Annotated in this window: 20 protein-coding genes and 2 pseudogenes; 16 read left to right on the plus strand and 6 right to left on the minus strand. The window is 57.6% G+C overall.

What is annotated here, in order from left to right; translation table 11 throughout:
- The first annotated feature begins 16 nt into the window (after window positions 1-16).
- From DM806_RS17740 to DM806_RS17750, 3 genes are all read left to right on the plus strand, one after another.
- Complete coding sequence (locus DM806_RS17740) at window positions 17-841, plus strand: SDR family NAD(P)-dependent oxidoreductase (RefSeq protein ID WP_179044509.1); 825 nt, start codon at window positions 17-19, stop codon at window positions 839-841.
- Between the two features lie 97 nt (window positions 842-938).
- Window positions 939-2,033 (plus strand): alkene reductase, encoded by a 1,095-nt coding sequence (locus DM806_RS17745; RefSeq protein WP_179044510.1) that lies wholly within the window; start codon window positions 939-941, stop codon window positions 2,031-2,033.
- 185 nt (window positions 2,034-2,218) lie between these two features.
- Window positions 2,219-4,414: a TonB-dependent receptor gene (locus DM806_RS17750; RefSeq protein WP_179044511.1), complete on the plus strand. Its 2,196-nt coding sequence runs from the start codon at window positions 2,219-2,221 to the stop codon at window positions 4,412-4,414.
- Between the two features lie 161 nt (window positions 4,415-4,575).
- Here DM806_RS17750 and DM806_RS17755 read toward each other — a convergent pair whose 3' ends face one another.
- Entirely contained in the window at window positions 4,576-5,454 is an 879-nt protein-coding gene (locus tag DM806_RS17755; RefSeq protein ID WP_179044512.1) for a LysR family transcriptional regulator, read from the minus strand.
- Between the two features lie 102 nt (window positions 5,455-5,556).
- On the opposite strand from DM806_RS17755, the gene DM806_RS17760 reads away from it, so the two are divergent.
- From DM806_RS17760 to DM806_RS27345, 4 genes and pseudogenes are all read left to right on the plus strand, one after another.
- A complete protein-coding gene (locus DM806_RS17760; RefSeq protein ID WP_179044513.1) occupies window positions 5,557-6,666 on the plus strand; it encodes an S-(hydroxymethyl)glutathione dehydrogenase/class III alcohol dehydrogenase in 1,110 nt (369 codons plus the stop codon).
- 30 nt (window positions 6,667-6,696) lie between these two features.
- Entirely contained in the window at window positions 6,697-7,095 is a 399-nt protein-coding gene (locus DM806_RS17765) for a VOC family protein (protein WP_179044514.1), read from the plus strand.
- Between the two features lie 8 nt (window positions 7,096-7,103).
- On the plus strand, window positions 7,104-7,958 hold the full coding sequence (gene fghA / locus DM806_RS17770; protein ID WP_179044515.1) for an S-formylglutathione hydrolase: 855 nt from the start codon (window positions 7,104-7,106) through the stop codon (window positions 7,956-7,958).
- Window positions 7,959-7,979: 21 nt separating this feature from the next.
- Window positions 7,980-8,156, plus strand: a pseudogene (locus DM806_RS27345) (2Fe-2S iron-sulfur cluster-binding protein); the annotation flags it as partial.
- Between the two features lie 60 nt (window positions 8,157-8,216).
- On the opposite strand, the pseudogene DM806_RS17775 reads toward DM806_RS27345, so the two are convergent.
- A pseudogene (locus DM806_RS17775) lies at window positions 8,217-8,655 on the minus strand (transposase); the annotation flags it as partial.
- A 46-nt stretch (window positions 8,656-8,701) separates the two neighbouring features.
- Between DM806_RS17775 and DM806_RS27840 the strand changes: the two are divergent.
- Window positions 8,702-8,872 (plus strand): hypothetical protein, encoded by a 171-nt coding sequence (locus DM806_RS27840; RefSeq protein WP_372859612.1) that lies wholly within the window; start codon window positions 8,702-8,704, stop codon window positions 8,870-8,872.
- 178 nt (window positions 8,873-9,050) lie between these two features.
- Here DM806_RS27840 and DM806_RS17785 read toward each other — a convergent pair whose 3' ends face one another.
- The 3 genes from DM806_RS17785 to DM806_RS17795 form a co-directional block, all read right to left on the minus strand.
- Entirely contained in the window at window positions 9,051-9,404 is a 354-nt protein-coding gene (locus DM806_RS17785) for an EthD domain-containing protein (RefSeq protein ID WP_179044517.1), read from the minus strand.
- A 213-nt stretch (window positions 9,405-9,617) separates the two neighbouring features.
- The gene (locus DM806_RS17790) at window positions 9,618-10,388 is read right to left on the minus strand and encodes an SDR family NAD(P)-dependent oxidoreductase (protein WP_179044518.1); all 771 of its coding nucleotides are present in this window, start codon (window positions 10,386-10,388) and stop codon (window positions 9,618-9,620) included.
- 121 nt (window positions 10,389-10,509) lie between these two features.
- The gene (locus tag DM806_RS17795; RefSeq protein ID WP_179044519.1) at window positions 10,510-11,748 is read right to left on the minus strand and encodes an aromatic ring-hydroxylating dioxygenase subunit alpha; all 1,239 of its coding nucleotides are present in this window, start codon (window positions 11,746-11,748) and stop codon (window positions 10,510-10,512) included.
- Between the two features lie 387 nt (window positions 11,749-12,135).
- On the opposite strand from DM806_RS17795, the gene DM806_RS17800 reads away from it, so the two are divergent.
- The 5 genes from DM806_RS17800 to DM806_RS17820 are packed head-to-tail and all read left to right on the plus strand — an operon-like array spanning window position 12,136 to window position 17,296.
- Window positions 12,136-13,362, plus strand: coding sequence for an LLM class flavin-dependent oxidoreductase (locus DM806_RS17800; RefSeq protein WP_179044520.1), 1,227 nt, complete (start codon window positions 12,136-12,138; stop codon window positions 13,360-13,362).
- A gap of 10 nt (window positions 13,363-13,372) precedes the next feature.
- Window positions 13,373-14,254 carry an alpha/beta fold hydrolase gene (locus DM806_RS17805; RefSeq protein WP_179044521.1) on the plus strand — a complete coding sequence of 294 codons (882 nt, stop codon included), beginning with the start codon at window positions 13,373-13,375 and terminating at the stop codon, window positions 14,252-14,254.
- On the plus strand, window positions 14,254-15,210 hold the full coding sequence (locus DM806_RS17810) for a 3-carboxyethylcatechol 2,3-dioxygenase (protein ID WP_179044522.1): 957 nt from the start codon (window positions 14,254-14,256) through the stop codon (window positions 15,208-15,210). The genes DM806_RS17805 and DM806_RS17810 overlap by 1 nt, the downstream gene beginning before the upstream one ends.
- Window positions 15,211-15,226: 16 nt before the next feature.
- Complete coding sequence (locus DM806_RS17815) at window positions 15,227-16,162, plus strand: alpha/beta hydrolase (protein ID WP_179044523.1); 936 nt, start codon at window positions 15,227-15,229, stop codon at window positions 16,160-16,162.
- Window positions 16,163-16,186: 24 nt separating this feature from the next.
- On the plus strand, window positions 16,187-17,296 hold the full coding sequence (locus DM806_RS17820; protein WP_218647551.1) for an NAD(P)/FAD-dependent oxidoreductase: 1,110 nt from the start codon (window positions 16,187-16,189) through the stop codon (window positions 17,294-17,296).
- On the opposite strand, the gene DM806_RS17825 is transcribed toward DM806_RS17820, so the two are convergent.
- Window positions 17,283-18,200, minus strand: coding sequence for an SMP-30/gluconolactonase/LRE family protein (locus tag DM806_RS17825; RefSeq protein ID WP_179044525.1), 918 nt, complete (start codon window positions 18,198-18,200; stop codon window positions 17,283-17,285). The two genes, DM806_RS17820 and DM806_RS17825, sit on opposite strands and share 14 nt — an antisense overlap.
- 160 nt (window positions 18,201-18,360) lie before the next feature.
- On the opposite strand from DM806_RS17825, the gene DM806_RS17830 reads away from it, so the two are divergent.
- From DM806_RS17830 to DM806_RS17840, 3 genes are read left to right on the plus strand one after another with little or no spacing between them, the layout of a single operon-like run.
- Entirely contained in the window at window positions 18,361-19,119 is a 759-nt protein-coding gene (locus DM806_RS17830) for an SDR family oxidoreductase (RefSeq protein WP_218647552.1), read from the plus strand.
- A gap of 33 nt (window positions 19,120-19,152) precedes the next feature.
- Window positions 19,153-19,701: a phosphonopyruvate decarboxylase gene (locus DM806_RS17835; RefSeq protein ID WP_179044526.1), complete on the plus strand. Its 549-nt coding sequence runs from the start codon at window positions 19,153-19,155 to the stop codon at window positions 19,699-19,701.
- Window positions 19,701-20,303, plus strand: a complete 603-nt coding sequence (locus tag DM806_RS17840) for a thiamine pyrophosphate-dependent enzyme (RefSeq protein ID WP_218647553.1) — start codon at window positions 19,701-19,703, stop codon at window positions 20,301-20,303. Before DM806_RS17835 ends, DM806_RS17840 begins: the two co-directional genes overlap by 1 nt.
- The last annotated feature ends 1 nt before the right edge of the window (window position 20,304 follow it).

Consider the following 20,304-nt stretch of genomic DNA (forward strand, 5'->3'; position numbering starts at 1 on the left):
TGTGCGCCAAGACGCAATGGTGCAAGCGACAAGATCGCTGGCGCGGCGAGGCGAGGAGGGGTCTGTGGAGACAGGAGTTTCTGGCCGTACGGCTGTATTGTCGGGTGCTGCGAAGCCAAGCGGCTTGGGCTACGCCTTTTCGGAAGGTTTGGCGCGCGAAGGCGTCAATATTGTCATTGCTGATATCGAAGACGGCAGCGAATCCGCTGCTGCGCTAAGGCGTCTGGGCGTCAAAGCGCAGTTTGTCCGCTGCAACGTCGCCGACGAGGCGGATGTGAGCGCGCTCGCGGCGGAGGTAGGCCGTGAATTTGGCGGATGTGATATCCTGATCCACTGTGCGTCACCTTTTCCCACGCACCATCTCGATGACATGGAATTTGCCGAGTGGAAACTCGTCACGTCCGTCAACCTTGATGGAATGTTCCTGCTGGCACACGCATTTCTGCCTGGCATGAAGGAGCGTGGCTGGGGTCGTATCATACCCATTTCATCAACGACCTATCACGCCGGTTTAGGCGGCCGCACGCATTATGTCGCTGCAAAAGCCGGGCTCATTGGCTTGACCCGGTCGTTGGCGCGCGAGGTGGGCGATTATGGCGTCACCGTCAATGCGCTGGCGCCTGGCCTGGTGCGCACGCAGGGCGCAGCGGATAGCCATGTCGCGGACCCAGTATATTCGGGTGAAGATCCTTACTCAATCATTCGAGAGCAGCAATGCATCCGGCAGAGCTTGCTGCCGGCCAACCTCGTCGGGCCGCTGCTCTTCCTGGCTTCCGACCAATCCGCATACGTGACCGGGCAGACACTGCTCGTCGACGCTGGTTGGCAGCATGTCGGATAGGAAGTGCGATGCGAGGGACCGGGAGCGGGGGGAAGAGCCCGCTGTGCCGGACCGTTCCCGCATCATGGTTATGACGAACAGAGGGGATGATAATCCGATGACAGACTTGGCGGCTTTATTTTCGCCGTTTGGGCTTGGTACCCTGACGCTGCCAAACCGGATCGTCATGGCCCCGATGACGCGTCTGAGGGCGCCGGGCTCGATTCCGGCAACGGCGGTAGCGGATTACTACGCACAGCGGGCAACTGCGGGCCTTATCATCAGCGAAAGCATTATGATCTCGGACACGAGCGCTGCTTATATGAACGCGCCCGGGCTCTTTGCCGACGAGCATATCGATCCATGGAGGCGCGTCACTGACGCTGTGCACATGAGAGGTGGGCGCATTTTCGCGCAACTTTGGCATTCCGGGAGGGTCGGCCATTCTTCGTTGCAACCTGATGGCAAGCCGCCCCTTGCCCCTAGTGCGATTGCCGGCGAGGGAACGATCCACACGGTCTCCGGGCGACAGCCGCTTTCGGTTCCAAGGGCCTTGTCATTGGCGGAGGTCGCGGGTGTGACCAGAGCGTTCGGCAAGGCTGCCGCCCGTGCCCGGGCGGCGGGCTTTGACGGCCTCGAACTGCACGGCGCCTATGGATATTTGATCGATCAGTTTCTCCAGGATCGAAGCAATCGCCGGACCGACGAATATGGCGGCTCGCTCGAAAACCGCCTTCGCTTTCTCTTGGGCGTCGTAACGGCCTGCCAGCAGGAATATGGGAGGGACGTCGGCGTCAAGCTGTCGCCAGCGAACCGCACCTACGGTATGGGAGACAGCGATCCCGTCGGGACGTTTAGTTATATTGCCAATAAACTCGATGAACTCGATCTGGCGTACCTCCACTTCATGGAGCCTTTTCCCGAAGATATTGCGGTTGGGTGCAAGATCAGCAGTGTGACGCCAATGGCGCGTCGTTGGTGCCGTGGGCCCATCATTGCAAATGGCGGTTTCGACATGGAGCGAGCCGTGACCACGATTGCGGCGGGCCAGGCCGATCTCGTGTCGTTCGGGCGCAGCTTTATCGCAAATCCAGATTTGGTCGATCGTTTCCTAGCCGGGATTCCATGCGCGGACGCTGATCCAGCAACGGTCTACTGGATACCTGAGGCTCCATTGGAGCGTGGATATACAGATTATCTTCCTCATAAATAGAGATTCAAATCGATCGAACATGTGTCTGTGTTGTCAGAACAATCCGAAAATCAGCACAGTAACAACTTCGAAAGTAAAAGCAAGTTCGGCATTTCTGCAACTTATTGCGGAATAGCGCCTCAGATAAGAACTCTGAACCAACAGAGCGGATAGCATAAACGTTATAGAAGAGGAGAGAGGGGATCATGAAGATGAACAGGAATCCGTTGGCTGGAGCCGCTTTGACTGCCATTGCTTTGGCGTCCGTAAGCACTGCTCATGCCCAGACCGAAGGCGCCGGACAGCAATCCGCCAAGCAAGAGCAAGGTCTAGCAGACATTGTGGTGACAGCTCAGAAGCGAGGTGAGAATCTCCAGAAGACAGCAGCGGCAGTCACGGCAGTAACGAGCGAAGTTTTAGTGGAACGTGGTATTTCCAACCTGCGTGACGCTCAAATGGTCATACCGGCAGCGAGATTCCAGAAAGAAGGCAACAATACGCAAGTCTTTATTCGAGGTGTGGGATCGAATCTCGATAATCCGCAGATCGAGCAATTGATCGCATTCAATTTCAATGGCGTCTACATGCCGCGCGAAGCCACCAGTACGGCCTTTTACGACCTCTCGAGTGTCGAGGTTCTACCAGGCCCCCAAGGGACGCTTTATGGTAGAGGCGCTATCGGCGGCACAATCAACGTTCAGATGAGGCGACCCGGATTCGACAATGAGGGGAACGCGATCATTGAGGCCGGGAACTACGAACTCGTGCATGGAACGGTCGCGCAGGATTTTGCCTTTTCCGACAAGCTCGCAATTCGCACGGCGATCGACTACACGCACCATAAAGGCTACTTTACAAGCGGTGCCGACGCAGCGGATGATGTAAGTGGTCGCCTTTCGCTACTCTACCAACCGGTCGACGGTTTTTCAGCATATGTTTGGGCATTTGGTTCAAAGAAGAATGGGACTGTTCCTAACACAGTGAACCATAGCCCAGACGGGTATCTCACCAAAAATCCATACGACGATCTCGGCGCTGATAGAATCGCGAAGCAACTGGCCCAAAGCTTGGCAGACCAAGGGATATTCTTGCCGTTTGCATTGGGAACGCCGCAAGGGGAGGATTCGGCGTACAAGATATTTTCGACAGGCGGCGAGTTCAACCTAGACGTGGGTGATCATATGAAAGTGACCTACATCCCTGGTTATACGCGCCTAAAATCCAAGCCATTTTACTGGGTTGGATCTCTGCTTTTCAGGCTGCCCGCCGAAATCAGAATGCAGAGTCATGAGCTGCGTCTTTCAGGTGACACGGGTTCGGTCAAATGGCTGGGGGGCCTCTTTTATTATCGCCAAACCAATAGCGGTACGATCGAAACTTACTTCAGCGATAAGGACGTGCCATTCGTCCAGTATGGTTTTGATATACGAAGAAACAGTCTGAAAGGGGTCGGCCTTTTTGGTCAGGCAACGTGGAGCGTGACCGACGCCTTACGCGTTACGGCTGGAGGGCGATATAGCCGCGACAAGCGCGAAGCCAATGGATTTGACCCGCAAACCCGCCCGCCCGGTCAAGCGCCGATCGCGCCGTGGGACTATAAAAAGTCCTACTCCTACATCGACTGGAAGGCAGGGATCGAATATGATCTGGCCCCGCGTGTGATGGTCTATGCCAACGCCCAGACCGGTCATACCCCTGGCACCTATAATCCGATCTCTCAGGCTGGCCTCGATGCAGGCGGCTATGATGGCAATGTGGACGTTAAAGAAGCGAAGCTGACCGCCTTTTCTGGCGGTATCAAGAGCCGCTTCTTCGACAACACTGTGCAGATCAACCTTGAAGGTTTCTACTATAAATATAGCAATCTCCTGCAACAGCAGTTCAATGCATCGATTCCGTTCAATCCGGTGTTCAACGCTAAGAAACTTGAGATTTATGGGTTGCAGGCGGATCTTGAGTGGCGGCCGACCTCCAATGATCGGTTGGGCGGCAGCGTTGGTTATTCGCGCGCGCGCAACAAGGAGTTCGTAACGCCGAACGGCGACGATTTCAGCGGGCTCCAGCCACCCTACGCGCCGGACTGGACCTTGCTTGGCAGCTACACGCATACGTTCACGATCAGTGATGAAGGTACATTGGATGCTACGGTGTCCGGGCGATATGAAAGCTCATGGTTTGCTGATTATTCGCATACGGTCGGTACCAAGCAACAAGCGACCGCCAAATTGGATGCATCCTTGACTTATGACTCGGGGCGTAACTGGCAGTTCAGCTTCTGGGGAAAGAACTTGACGAACAGGGCAGTGCTTGCTGCCACTGCGGCGGCCGGCTTTCCAGGGCCAGCGTCAGGTTATCTTGAAGCGCCGCGCACCTACGGTATCCGACTGGCTCTTAAATACTGATTAATTCCGGAAATCGGCAAACGGGCATTTCGCCGCCCAAAGATTGTGACGCCTGGAAGGTGACTGATTTACTGGTCACGTCCAGGCGTCCAACAGGAAATGAATCACTGAAAGGACGCTAAGGAAATCCCCGTCGCGAATCCTAATTCACGTGCGATGCTCTAGCTCATCGCCTCTGCAAGTTCATGTTCCAGGCTGCGGACTACATTCTGTATCTTGGGGACAAGATGGCGCCGCCGCGGATAGACAGCCCAAATAGGTTCATCGTCCGGCTGGAATTCCTCCAAAATTAGTTCGACAATGCCGTGTTTCAGGTGGGGAAGGATGTAAAAGTCCGGAAGCTGACAAATGCCGAGGCCGGATATGCAGGCTTCGATCACCGCGTGACCGCTATTGCAGCGGAAACGCCCTTTAGGCTGATGCAAAATCTGACTGCTCCCGACGCTGAAGTGCCAATCTGTACTGGTGCCAGCGATGCACTCATGCGCCTGGAGGTCGCCTACCTCGGAGGGCCTGCCAGCGCGGGCGAGATAGCTGGGCGCTGCGCAGGTATAGAGCGTTCGTGAAGCGACCTGCAGAGCTATCAGGCGGGGATCAGAAACGTGACCAGTCCTGACCGCGAGATCATAGCCTTCACCCACCAGATCGACGATGCGGTTCGAAAGGTCAATTGTTACATTGAGCTTCGGATGGTGCATCGCCAGACGTCGAATGATAGGCGCGACGAACCGCTCTCCCATCGCTGTCGAACAGGTCACGCGAAGCTCACCTTGCGGTTCGCCTTGTTCGCTGACCGACGCGATCGCTTCATCCCGCTCCTGGGCAATGCGTTCACATCGTTCAAAGAAAACCTGTCCGGTGTCGGTTAGCCGCACAGTTCGCGTCGTTCGGTGAAACAGCTGAGCCTGAACCCGTTGCTCAAGCGCGATGATGGACCGGCTGACATGGGTGGGCGACATGCCAATCGCCTTCGCCGCTCGCGTAAAAGAGCTTGTCGTCGCTACAGCTATGAATTCATCGATGCCATCCCAATCCGACATATTATCCCTCATCAGGCATAGTGTATTTTCAGAATACTATATTAACGCAGGGAGGGGGTAATGATAAACCGTCTTCATTCAGGAAATTTGAGGAACGCTCTGATGAAGACCCGCGCCGCGGTTGCATTCGAAGCCAAGAAACCGCTGGAGATTGTTGAACTGGATCTGGAAGGCCCCAAGGCGTGCGAAGTGCTGGTCGAGATCATGGCGACGGGTATCTGCCATACCGACGCCTATACGCTCGATGGCCTCGATAGCGAAGGCATCTTTCCCTCGGTGCTGGGGCATGAAGGCGCGGGTATCGTGCGCGAGGTGGGGGCAGGCGTTACTTCGGTAAAGCCGGGCGATCATGTGATCCCGCTCTACACCCCCGAATGCCGCCAGTGCAAAAGCTGCCTCTCTGGCAAGACCAACCTGTGCACCGCGATCCGCGCGACGCAGGGCAAGGGGGTGATGCCCGATGGTACGACCCGCTTTTCCTACAAGGGCCAGCCCATCTTTCATTATATGGGCTGCTCGACCTTCTCCAACTTCACCGTCCTGCCCGAAATCGCGGTCGCGAAAATCCGCGAGGACGCGCCGTTCAAGACCAGCTGCTATATCGGCTGTGGCGTGACGACGGGCGTGGGCGCGGTAGTCAATACCGCCAAGGTGCAGGTTGGCGACAATGTCATCATCTTTGGTCTGGGCGGCATCGGCCTCAACGTGTTGCAGGGCGCGCGGATGGCGGGCGCGAACATGATTATCGGCGTCGACATCAACCCGGACCGGGAGGAATGGGGCCGCAAGTTCGGCATGACCCACTTCGTAAACCCGAATGACATTGAGGGCGACATCGTCGCGCATCTGGTCGCACTGACCGATGGCGGGGCCGATTATACGTTCGATTGCACCGGCAACACGACCGTCATGCGGCAGGCGCTGGAAGCCTGCCATCGCGGTTGGGGCACCAGCATCATTATTGGGGTGGCCGAAGCGGGCAAGGAAATCAGCACGCGGCCCTTCCAGTTGGTGACGGGCCGCAACTGGCGCGGGACCGCGTTCGGCGGGGCGAAGGGTCGTACCGACGTGCCCAAAATCGTCGACTGGTATATGAACGGCAAGATCGAGATCGATCCGATGATCACCCATATCCTGACGCTAGAAGAGATCAACAAGGGCTTCGATTTGATGCACGCGGGCGAGAGCATCCGCAGTGTCGTCGTCTTCTAACATCTTGATAATCCAAGAAGGAGTAGCACTATGCCCGTAATTTCCGGTGACGGCGTATTTTCGCACACCACTCTCGGGGCGAACGATCTGCCCATTTCCACGGCATTCTATGACGCCGCGCTGGCACCGCTGGGCGTCAACAATCTCGGGCCCTTCGGCGATAGCGCCGTTCTCTACGGCAAGGACAAGCCCGCCCTTCTTGTCCTTTGTCCGGGTAATGGTGAGGCTCCGTCTAGCAACGGCGTGACCATCGGCTTTGCCGCTGCGACCACCGACCAAGTCGATGCCTTCCATGCAGCTGGCCTTGCCGCTGGTGGTACGAACGAAGGCGCGGCTGGTCCCCGCGGCCATCTGCCTGGCGCTTATGCTGCCTATCTGCGCGACCCTGCCGGGAACAAGGTCTGCGCGTACACTTTCACCGCGCAGTAAGGCGAAAAATGGCTCTCGAGATTGTATCGACGAGCCGTAGCTTTGGAGGTGTGCAGGGCGTGTATAAACACGCTTCTGCCGCCACCGGCACGGACATGACCTTCTCCGTCTACGTGCCCCTGCATGCTGCGGACGCAAAGTTGCCGGTGGTCTGGTATCTGTCGGGCCTCACCTGCACACAGGCCAATGTGACCGAAAAAGGCGAGTTTCGCCGCGTCTGTGCGGAGCTGGGTCTGATCTTCGTCGCACCAGATACCTCGCCGCGCGGTGAGAACGTAATGGATGATCCTGAAGGCGCCTATGATTTCGGACTGGGCGCTGGCTTCTATGTCGACGCGACCCAGGAACCATTCGCCCCGAATTATCGCATGTGGTCCTATGTCACTGAAGAGCTGCCAGCACTAATCGCAAGGCAATTCCCAGCAGACATGGATCGGCAGTCGATCATGGGGCACAGTATGGGCGGGCATGGGGCGCTCACGATCGGATTGACCTTTCCAGACCGCTTCAAGGCGGTGTCGGCCTTCTCACCGATTGTCGCGCCGTCGCAGGTTCCCTGGGGGCAAAAGGCGCTGTCGGGCTATCTGGGAGACGACAAGGCAGCATGGCGCAAGCATGACGCGGTGGCGTTGATCGAAGATGGCGCGCGCGTTGCGGATATGTTGGTCGATCAGGGTGAAGCAGATCCTTTCCTCGCTGAACAACTCAAGCCTCAGTTGCTGGAAGAAGCGTGTAAGGCAGCGGGTAACCCGCTGACGCTCAGGCTCCAGCCCGGCTATGACCATAGCTATAATTTCATCTCCACCTTCATGGGCGTTCATCTGCGCTGGCACGCGGTTCGGCTCAAAAATCGGGACGTGTAATGGTTCAGATACGCGTTACGGATCGTGCGGGCGCCGAGCGCAGAGGCCAGCCTTTCCCTTATGGAGGCCATTTGTGACAATGGCGTGGATGAGCTTCTCGCCCTGTGTTGCGGTTGCTGTTCGTGCACCACTTGTCATGTCTATGTCGGTGCTGGCAGCGCAGCGGCTCTCCCAGCTTTGAGCGAAGATGAGGGAGAAGCGCAGTTATAATTCCATGGGGACTGTCGGGAATTTCGTGTGCGGCGAGGCGATTGGTCATCAGGCCGTCATTGCCCTGATGAAACGTTCGCCGAAGAGCACGGCAAATTGTGCCTTCGCCATGTTCCATTCGCGCGGCGGCATTTTCCACTCTTTCTCCGATCGGTTCAAGATCAGATACAGCAGCTTGGTCGCCGCCTCGTCGTTGGGAAAGTGGCCCCGCGCCCGTACTGCGCGGCGGAGCTAGGAATTCAAAGCTTCAATGGAATTTGTCGTATAGACGATCCGCCTGACTTCATCGGGGAAGGCGAAGAATGGAATGACCTCGGGCCATGCCCGGCGCCAGCTCTGGCCGATGGCCGGATAACGTTGCCCCCAGAAGCTGGCCTCGAAGGCCGTCAGTGCCTCCTGGGCGGCCGCAGCATCGACGGCACGGTAAGATGGCCTTCAGTGCCGTTCCGAGTGTCTTACGGTCTTTCCACGCCACGAAATCCATCGAAAGGCAGGGATCATGCTTTATTGCGAACGATTTTGAACGCACCTGCATGAAGACGAAGATTATTCATCGCACGACACGGCCTTATACACCTCAAACGAACGGTATGGTCAAACGCTTCAATGACCGTATTGCCAGTGAGGAACGCGGCATCAATGTCGCCGGTCACGCTGGCCTTGAAATCCTGCTGACCGGCTTTAACTGTGACTGCAATCGATGACCGCATCCAACTCAAGCCGGCTCTCGCCAGCCCCCTTTACAAGCCAGCGGCGCAGGACGGCCTTATGGCTAAAGTCGATGACGTACTACATTATGCCAATGATGTATCGCAACCAGACAGCTAGTCATCAGTTAAGAGCTTTATCATATTTCTTGGTAGGCTTGGAAAGATCGGCCGCTTACAGGCTGCCGTGATAATCAACCTCGAAGACGCGAATATTGTCACGGTCAACATGATTCATTTCATCAGGAATAATTCTTTCTCTGACGGGTTCGCTCATCCACTTTGCGAACCATTGGTCCGCTGAGCTCCGATCTTCGAACCTAATTTCAGTGATTACGTCGAAACCAAGCGGTGGATCATTTTGAGTTAACGTATACGAATACGGCGTCTGAAGATAATTACGCCGATAAAAAACTAGCGGTGGCATAAGCTTTTGGACAAGCGGAACATGAACATCTTCGTAATAATCTACAAATTGTTGTTGAGTAAGTCCCTTCTTACGAGGAATCAATATCAGGAATACGATCATAGGATTTCTCCCTTATGTTCTTGCGGGGTCCACAATATGGGCTCAGTGTGATGGAGGTTTGCCGTCCGTCGCTTGACGGGATGGTCGTGGGCAGAAGGCATCATGTTCTTGCGCAAAATTGACCCAGGAGGTGGTGATACCGTGACCAGACTTAGCTATAAGATCGGCAGTTTCTCGCCTAATTGACAAAAGACTGTTTGTTGGTCGACCATCTCAGCTATGCGTCCAGCCTCCATCAACGACGATATTTTGCCCCGTTATGAAGCTCGCGTCGTCGGAAAGCAGAAAAGAGACTGTGCCTGCATAATCGTCGGGAACAGCGACCCGCTTTATGCACTGCAATTTCGCCAAGGGCTCCAAAAGCTCTCGCCGCTGGGGTTCATTCTCCACCGTCTTGGTCCTGGTGATGCTCGGGGCGACGCCGTTGACAGTTATGCCCCAATCCCCGACTTCCCGGGAAAGCGAGCGCACGAACCCGATTACCGCACCTTTACTCGCGACATAGTGGGTCAGGTTGGCGACCCCTAACTGAAACGTGTTGGAGGTAATGGCGACTATACGGCCCCATCCACGCGACCGCATGCCCGGCAAAAACGCCCGCACCAGAAAATAGAGCGAGTCGATATTGACCGCGAAGACACGGCGCCATTCGCCAAAATCGATCTCGTCTACGGGTTTCATCGGATAAATGCCGGCGGCGTGGACAATCGCATCGACTTCGATACCCCGTGTGGCGATATCCGACGCGAAATCCGCAATTGACCGGCTATCTGTGAGATTGCAGCGAAGCCACTCAACCGTTCCCTGAGCGCCAGCTGCAAGCGCAACGCTTTCGCTCGCGTCGGCGACATCGCAGATCAAAATATGAGCGCCTTCCTCTGCGAGGCGGTGGACGAACGCCTGTCCGATGCCGTTGCTCCCTCCCGTCACTATGATAGTCTTTCCGGAATGGCGTTTTTCCTCATGCTGCGGAGCATTCGCCATCAGCCTATCCTTTCGTCGAGCAAGCCCTGGTCCGCGTCGGAGTCACGGGCGGCGGCCCTAATTTGGGAAGGCGCGGTGAGGCTGTCACGGCGCCTCACGGCGACCTGGGAAAACGGCAGCATCATGCCGAAATGGGCGCGATTAGAAGGGACGAATTCTCGCCATCGTCTTCGATCTCATCCGGCGAACCCGACTCTTCAAGGATAAGTTTGCGCATGATTCTGCGTGCCTGCAGGGCGGCCCGATCGCCTTTGTTGATGACGGGCGTCATGGTCAAAATGTCCCAGTCGCTTCCCATATTGGACTGAACCGCCTCAATGATGCGCCGATCCTGCTCGAAGGCGAAGGTCTGGGCCTTACGCCAGAAGTCGATCGCGGTCGTATCGCCGTTGTGGAACGACAACGAAGTTCCGTAGAAATAGTGGGTCGTCGTTGCCGTCTCGGGCGTTATGGCGTCCATGCTCAGCAACTGAAGACCCTGTTCGCGCTTGCCACCGACGGGCATGACGCCCACGTCAAGCATGAGATTGGACGCAGGCTCCCAGTGCATATCGATCCAGAAATCGACATTCCCCTGGGCCCATGGATCTCTGATAGTCTCGGCCCAGCCTGCAACCATGGGAGCATCCGGGACGAACCAGCGATCCACCAGGCCCCGGTCGGTTCGCTCCGTTTTGCTGGTCGTTCGATCGGCAAGTTCGGGGTCGCCCAATATACCTTCGTGCACGAAATTGATGTGAGAGAGATCTAGCAGGTTGTCGACAACCAGTAGGTAATTTCCCTTCACATGCATATATTGCGTATCGGCGCGCCAATCCGGATGATCATAATACCACCAGTCCGGTATGAGATTGGCATCCGCATCGGTCGCCAGTCCCATCCAGATCCAGATCATGCCGTGGCGCTCTTCCAACGGATAGGCGCGTACACACGCATTAGGATGCAGCTTTTCGTTCGGCTGGGTTGGATTGTTGAGGCACTTGCCGCCGCGTCCAAATTCCATACCGTGATAGCCGCAGGCGATACCCTCGTGCGTCATCCGGCCGACAGAAAGGGGCGCAAAGCGGTGCGGACAACGGTCTTCCAGCGCCAACGCCTCGCCGGCGCGTGTTCTGAATAATACGACCTTCTCGTTTAGGAACGTCCTCGCAAGCGGTTCTAGCCGCGTCACCTCTCGCGAATATGCGGCCAAATACCAACGGTTCTTAAGAAACATCCCGCAATCCTTTCCACCTGCTTTACCAATACCGTTCGGCCCAACGCGGAAGCCTTCAGCCGCCAGCGACCGGATGACATGCTCTTCCAGCTCGGGCTGGACCAACCATGGACATTCGGGCCCGCGTGGACGGACTTGCGTCATTGTTTTGGTGGACCCTTGTATCCCTGGGGGGTTTCTTCACCTTTCTTATGGCTGGAAATGACGGTCTGCGGTGACACCGCATTGGCATTTTTGGCCCAGAATGGATTGCCTCGGCCCCCTCGTTGGCAAGTGCCGTGCGACTGATCCGTTGAAGGAAGTCGCCGCCCAGATCTGACTTCAACTGATACGAATACGGAAAATGAGTGCCACCTCGAACCCGTCGGGTTGATCAGGTTGTTTGACGTCTTGGCGCCGGAGCCCGGTCCTTAAGGCCAGGCTCGCATCGGTTTGTGGGACATCTATCCTTCGACAAAAGATAGGTGCGTGCTTGAAGGGCGGTGCGCAACCTCAGACCCCCAAGCACTTAGAACTCCGAGAGAGGGTAACATGGAAGTTGCATTGTTCGTTCCGCCAACCGTGGGCCCCGCTGAGGAGTTGATGAAGGGCCTCGCTGGGCGGCGCACTGACTTGTACCAGGTGATGCTCAAGAACCTGGTCGAGATCGCCCAGTATATCGACGAGTTCGGGTATTATGGGATAGGATTCACGGAGCATCACCTTTCCGTTGAAGGAATGACGTTGTCGAATAGTCCGGCGATGCTTGGAACATATCTCGGATCAAGAACCAAGAATTTGAAGTTCGGCGCGATGGGATACGTCCTTCCCGTTGCCGATCCGCTACGGGTAGCCGTGGAAGTATCGATGCTCGATCAGATGACCCAAGGGCGGGCTTTTGTCGGTTTCGCGAGGGGTATCCAGACGCGCTGGATCAATACAATGGCCCAGCATCGTTATTCTCTCAGTGATAATATCACAGATCCGCAGCGCTATGACGATGATCGGCGACGGCTATTTTATGAGAATCTTGAAATTATTCTGAAGGCTTGGGACAATGACACGTTTTCCCACAAGGGCGAATTTTGGACGATCCCGGCGCCCCGCACGGATTGGCCGGCACAACGCATGACGAGGGAAATGGGCGGCCGCAGCCTGGACGCCGAGGGCAACCTGGTCGAGATCGGCATCGCGCCGGCGATGTATAACCGCAAGCGGCCACCAATGTTCGAACCCTTCTCCGTCAGCAACCGGTCCATCGAACTTGCAGCAGCAAACGGGCTGATTCCGATTGGGATCATGTGCGACCCAGGCATTGTCTCTGAGCAGGTGGACGCGGCGCAGCGCGGATGGGAAAAGGCGGGGGTGTACACCAAGCGAGGCGAAAAGCTTGGATTCGCGCGTTATATGATCGTTGGCGAGACCGACGCGGAGGCGCGCGAATTTGCGGAGCTCGCCATGTTCGAATGGACCTATTTTTTTGCGCAGTTCGGCTACAATGCAGTTCTGGCAAAGCCGGGAGAGGACTGGAAGTCAATTCCCTCGACGGTTGAAAAGTTCATCGAACGCGGGATCCTCTTCTGTGGCAGTCCCGACACGGTGAACCGCCAGCTCGAGGCCGCGTTCAAATTTATGCCTGTCGAGTATCTGTGGCTCTTCACGCCAAACGAGCTTCTTCCACAAGCGAAGATGATGAAACATCTGGACTTGCTCACCCACAAAGTCCTTCCGAACTTCACCGACCGGATCGGTCATAGCCGATCGAAAAACGCGGCCTAAGGAGGGCAATATGGGACAGCAGTATGAAAGCCTGTGGAGTGACATCCACCGCAGTTCGTTCACGCAAGCCTATGTCGATGCGGCCGGTATCAGGACGCGCTATATTCAGGCAGGTCCTGACACGGCGCCGACGGTTATCTTCTTGCATGGTACGGGCGGGCACGCCGAAGCATTCCTGCGCAATCTCGACGCGCATGCGGCACATTTCAACGTGTTGCTCGTCGATTATCTCGGTCATGGTTGGACCGATAAACCGGCTATTGACTATGAAATCCCGGATTACGTCAAGCACCTAGCCGATTTCATGGATGCTGTCGGCGTCAAATCGGCATCGCTGTGCGGAGAGTCGATGGGGGGCTGGATCGCTGCTGCCTTTGCAATCGCACACCCGGCCAGGGTCGATCGGTTGATCCTTAATACGATGGGCGGTTCGACGATGAACGCGACCGTCAGCCAGACCGTCATCGACAAGACGATGGCGGCGGTGGAGGATCCCGCGGCGCATGTTCGCGCACGGCTCGAATGGCTGATGGCCGATCCGAAGGTCGTGACCGACGACCTGGTCGCGTGTAGGCAGCGGATATATGCCCAACCCGGCATGCGCGAGACCATGCGCAAGATCCTTTGTCTGCAGGAGCCCGAACCGCGGTTGCGGAATCTGATGACAGAGGATAACATGTCGAAAATCAGCGCCCCGACCCTGGTTGTTTGGACGACCAAGGATCCGACGGCATCGGTCGAGGTCGGCGAGCGCATCGCGAGTTGGGTCCCCGGGGCGCAATTCACCGTCATGGCGGATTGTGGACATTGGCCGCAATATGAGGATCCCGACACCTATAACAGGTTGAGCGTTGAATTTTTGCTGGGGCGTGCGGTTCAGGAGGCGGCGTAATGGGCGTTGAACTCCTCTGCACCTCACACTCGCCGCTGATCAATGTCGACGGTCAGGCGCCGGCGGAGCCCACGTCGCGCGTGGACGATCTTTTCGGGACACTCGCGGGTGACCTGGCAACGCGGCCGCCCAAGTTCGTGATCCAGTTCGGCAATGATCATAACAGCGGCATGGCTCTAAAGCTCATGCCACCCTTCATGGTTGCGCTGCGTGCGCGCGCTGTAGGCGACTTCGATACGTCGCAGGGACCGATGCTGGTCGACGAAGCGACCGGCCGGGCCCTGGTCAAGTACCTGCACGGGGCGGGTGTGGACGTCGCCACATCCTACGACGCCTATCTCGATCACGGATTTGTCGTCGCGCAGGATCGCCTGTTCGGTGGTATCGACAAGATACCGGTGATCCCGATCTTCATCAACTGCGGCGGTGATCTACGGACACCTCTCGATCGCGTGCTGGCCCTCGGCACGGCCGTCGGCGAATTTATCCGCCGGGAGCACGCCGCGGACGATGTCCTGATCCTGGGCTCGGGCGGATTGTCGCACGACCCGCCACTTCCAGACTTCATGACTTCGGACGGGATCATGCAGCAACGCATGATCGACGGCACGCAGTGGACGGCGCAATCGCTGCGGGAACGCACAGAGCGCGTATCGGAGATGGGACGCGAGCATGCCCTCAATGGCGGTGGTCTGCAGGCGCTCAATCCCGGCTGGGACCGAATGATCCTGCAGCATCTGGCGGCTGGGCGATTGGAAGACATTGCAGCGATGGACGACGCCGAGGTCGTTCGCCTGGGCGGCCGGGGAGCGAGCGAGATCCGTAACTGGCTAGCAGCCTTTGCTGCGCTCAGAGCGGTTCGGGGAAGCTATTCCGCGGAGGAACTGTACTACGAGGCGGTTCCGGCCTGGATTGTTGGTTTTGCGGCAATGCGTGCACGGGCTTGCATCGCCTAGATATATGAGGGCTGTAATGTACATCGATCCAGCGGCTCGGTCCTTCCTGGCCGAACTCGAAAATTCCTCAGAACCGGCTCCCGAAACGATCGCAGAGCAGCGCGTCGCCTTTAGCGCGCTGTGGCGATCGATGGCGCCGCCGGCGCCGGATGTCCATGAAATTGTAACACTGACCATTCCCGTGGAATCCGGTTCGATCGACTGTCTGGTCTACCGCCCCCGCGCATCCAGCGCGGCCCTTCCTGCTGTGATATTCTTTCACGGCGGAGGCGGAATCACGCTCTCGCCTGAGGATTTTGACGCGACAAGCCGCATGCTGGCCCTTGATGCCGATTGTGTGGTGATCGTTCCGCGATATCGGCAGGCCCCTGAACATCCTTTTCCGACACCGCTCGAAGATTGCAGTGCAACCCATAGCTGGGTGGGCGCCCATGCCGGCGAGTTCGGCATCGACCCGGACCGCATCGCCGTGGCAGGCGATAGCGCGGGCGGATATCTGGCCGCAGCGGTCTGCCAGGAAGCAAAGCGTCACCGTCAAAGGGGGCCGCTGGCACAGATACTCCTATATCCCATGCTCGATATGGCCGGCGCCGCACCCAGCAGGTTCGATCGCGCTTATTTCGTGACGGAAGAGGCCCTGAAACGCACCGTCGACCTACACTTTGGCGATGCAGTTCTGGATCCACGGGCATCTCCGTTGCGCGAGCCCGACCTGACCGCTCTCCCGCCGGCATTGCTCATCACGACCGACCTTGATCCGTTGGTTGATGAAGGTCGCGCTTATGCCCATCGGTTGCGCGCCGCCGGCATACCGGTCTCCTATTTCTGCTATGAGGGGCAAGTCCATGGTTTCTTCTCCTTTGGAGGGCGCATGGAAGAGGGGAACCGGTGCGTGGCGCATGTCGCAAGCTATCTGCGGCACGCCTTTGATCGATTCCTGCCGGCTCGCTGAGAAAACCGGGCCATGCGGGAACGAATGGATTGCGTGGTCGTCGGCGCCGGCGTCGTAGGGCTGGCCGTCGCGCGCGCCTTGGCTCTGTCAGGACGCGAAGTTTTGGTGTTGGAGCAAGAGAACATTATCGGCAGCCATACCAGCAGCCGGAATTCCGAGGTTGTTCACGCGGGCATTTATTACACGCCGGATTCACTCAAGGCCCGGCTCTGTCGGCGCGGTCGCGATCTCCTATACTCCTATTGTATCGAGCGCGGGCTGGGTCATTCCCGCTGTGGCAAACTCATCATTGCTGTCGATCCGGACCAGCTGGAGAAGCTCGAGGCCGTAAGTGCCTATGCCGCACGCAATGACGTCCACGATCTCGTTCGCGTGTCCGGTGCGGAAATCGCGGAGCTGGAACCCAACGTCGTGGCGATAGCGGGCCTGCTCTCTCCCTCAACTGGGATCGTCGACAGCCACGCGCTGATGACGAGCTATGAAGGCGATATCGAAAATAGCGGCGGGATGGTTGTCTGCCGGTCCCGCGTCGAGCGCATCGAGCAATCCGGCGGCGACTTGATATGCTATCCTGGCGATCCGGACGGTATCGAAATCGCGGCGCGGACCGTCATCAATGCAGCAGGGCTGTTTGCCCAGGACCTCGCCAACTCGACCAGCGGCCTACATGAGGCGCAAATTCCGCGTCAGCATCTGGCAAAGGCGCATTACTACACGCTCAATGGCCGGCAGCCGTTCAAGCGACTCATCTATCCTGCCAACAACAAGGATGGTGGGCAGAGCATCCATGTAACAATCGACCTAGGCGGTCAGGTGAAATTCGGTCCGGACATGCGCTGGGTGTCCACGATCGATTATGATTTCGATGACAGCAAACGGCAGGATTTCATCGCGGCAATCAAGAGCTACTATCCCACCCTCGATCCTGAAAACCTGGTCCCGGGCTATACGGGGATTCGTCCGCGAATATTCGGCCCGTCAGAGGAAACCGCCGATTTTCGTATCGACGGCCCCTCCGTCCATGGTGTGGAAGGGCTCATAAACCTATTCGGTATCGAATCCCCGGGCCTGACCGCAAGCATGGCCATCGGCGACTATGTATCGCAGATGGCCAAAACCGCTATTCGGGGCTGAAGTTCAAGGCCAGCCCCGGCCGCGGCCACTTCAGCTTGACCAGCTGGCCCATGCAGCCGAGCGTGACATAGGCCGTGCGCCGATCGCTTCCGCCGAAGCAGATATTTGTCGTTCCGGGGTCCGGGAGCGGGACATGTTCGACGAGATTTCCCTGAGGATCGATCACTGTGATGCCGCCGCGCGCGAGCGTCGCAACGCAAACGTTCCCACATTCTTCTACCGCCAGTGAATCGTACAGATCGAATCCTGGGGCACCATAGAGAAGCGATTCACCATTGAGAAGTCCGGCCGGAACTGCTGCGCGTCCCGGTTCGGGTAAATTATACCGCCATACACGGCCGACCATTGTTTCCGCGACATAGAGCCATTGTTCGTCGGGCGACAGCCCGACACCATTGGCGTGGCTGCAGGGATAGACTTGTTCAGATATGAAACTCCCATCTGCTTTCGCATAATAGACGGCGCCGACGTCTTCAGTGCGCGCACGGCGCTTTCCATTGTCGGTGAACCACATGCCACCGTGGCGGTCGAAGACCAGATCGTTCGGCGCCTTGAGCGGCTCACCCTCACAGTGGGTATAGAGCGTCTCGACCTGACCGGTATCGAGGTCGACAGCCTGAATGGATCCGCCTCGGTATCCCGCAGGCTGATGGCCGGGAATCAACATGCCGTCACGCTCATGCCATTCCATACCGCCATTGTTGCAGACGTAGCACCGCCCATCTGGACCGATAGCCAGGCCATTGGGTCCGCCACCGAGATCAGCGACGACGCTGACTTTGCCCTCCGGGTCGACACGACTGACTGTTCCGCGCTCGATCTCGACAAGCAGGATACTCCCATCGGGCATGGCGATGGGGCCTTCCGGAAAGCGCAAGCCATCTGCGACAACCTCATAATGCATCTGGATCTCCTCTTTTTGGGATCGCCTGTATGATGCGCGAACGTGCGCGTCTCACCATCCGAAAGGAGGGATGTGTTGCTGGTCAAAAGTTAGGTGCGTGCGTCCAGAAGCTCCTGTCTAAACTTCTGAGCGCCCCAAGATGGATCGAGGAGGGGAATATATGACAAGAATGCTCGAGGATAAGATTATCATCGTCACGGGTGCCGGGTCCGGCATGGGTGCGGCTGCGGTAAATATATTTGCTCGGGAAGGGGCGCATGTGGTGGCCGTCGGGCGCACCGCGTCGAAGCTTCCACCCGGGCGGGATCGTAACGGCGATATCCCGGCCGTTCTTCCGTTCGTGGCGGATGTCTCAAAGGGAGATGAGGTCAAGCGACTCGTCGAAGCGACCGTGGCGCGGTTCGGAAGGCTGGACGGTGCATTCAACAATGCCGCGATTGACGGGGTGATCGCCAAGACCGCCGATTATCCCGAGGAGGAGTGGGACCAAGTCATCGCGATCAACCTCAAGGGTGCCTGGAACTGCATGCGGTATCAGATTCCCGCGATGCTTGCTTCCGGCGGCGGCGCGATCGTGAACAACGCATCGAGCCTGAGCGAGGTCGGCCAGTTTTCCATGCCAGCCTATTGTGCGTCGAAAGCAGGGCTGGTCGGCCTCACCAAAGCGGCTGCTCTGGACTACGGGGCTTCCGGTATCCGCGTGAATGCGCTGTCACCCGGCGTAGTGCAGTCGCCGATGCTGCAGATCCAGATCGACGCAAATCCTCAAATTCGGGACATTCTTGTCAGTCGACAGGTAATAGGCCGGCTTGGAATTCCTGAGGAACTCGCCGAGGCGGCTGCATGGATGTTGTCGGATCGTGCCAGCTTCATGGTCGGCGCCAATGTCGCAGTGGACGGCGGTTATCTCGCGCTCTGACGCGCTAAATATTTTTCGGAGAAGTCAAAGATTATGTCTGACCACGATATTTCGCCCAGTCTGGCGCCCGAGGAGACTTGGCAAGATCAAGTCCTGAACGTCTTGAAGGATCATGGGGTCTCATTGATCAGCTATGTCCCGGACGCCGGTCATGCAGCGGCAATTCGGGGTGCGATCGCTGACCCCGATATCGAAGCGGTTTCCCTCACCACCGAAGAAGAAGGAATAGCGGTCAACGCCGGCGCGTGGCTGGGTGGCCGCCGTGCCGCATTGCTCATGCAGTCGAGCGGCGTCGGTAACTGCATCAACATGCTCTCGCTGATCCAGATCTGCCGCTTTCCGTTTCTCACCATCGTTACGATGCGCGGTGAATGGAATGAATTCAATCCATGGCAGGTCCCGATGGGGGCGAGCACGCCGGCCGCTTTCGAACTCATGGGGGTCCGCGTTCTTCGAGCGGACAGCGCCGATGATGTGGCGCCAACCATCGCGTCGGCGGCAAACTTGGCTTTCTTGGCAAGCATACCCTGCGCCGTGCTCATTTCGCAGCGTGTCATCGGCTCCAAGGTCTGGACGAAGTAATGAAGGGAATGGAAATGGGTTCAGCGCTTCTGGAGCGTCGCGATGCTGTTGTCCGACTGTTGTCGGAGCGGTCCGGTGCGATCGTCGTCTCGGGTCTCGGCTCGGCCACTTATGATGTCGCGGCCGCTGGGGACAATGACCGGAATTTCTATCTTTGGGGCGCAATGGGTGGGGCCGCGATGATCGGGCTCGGTATCGCGCTGGCGCAACCGGACGTCCCGGTCATTGTAGTTACCGGCGATGGTGAGATGTTGATGGGGCTCGGGGGTTTTGCAACCATCAGCCAAAAGAACCCAGCTAACCTGACCGTTGTCGTGCTCGACAACGAGCTCTACGGGGAGACAGGCGAGCAGCACAGCCATACGTCCAAAGGCGCTGACTTGGGCGCAGTTGCTGCGGCATGTGGAATCCGCGACGTGCGAACCGTGCGGTCGTTCGATGAGCTCGCTGTCCTGGCTGCCCGCAGCGGAAGCGTTGGCGAGGCGACCACCGTCGCAGTGGTCAAGATTGATCCAGGTGAAACGCCGCGCGTTCTTCCCTCCCGGGATGGTGCGCTGATCAAGACGAAGGTGCGCGCTTCGCTTGGCTTGGACAGCATGTAGG

This window comes from Sphingobium lactosutens, from assembly GCF_013393185.1.
GTDB lineage: Bacteria > Pseudomonadota > Alphaproteobacteria > Sphingomonadales > Sphingomonadaceae > Sphingobium > Sphingobium lactosutens_A.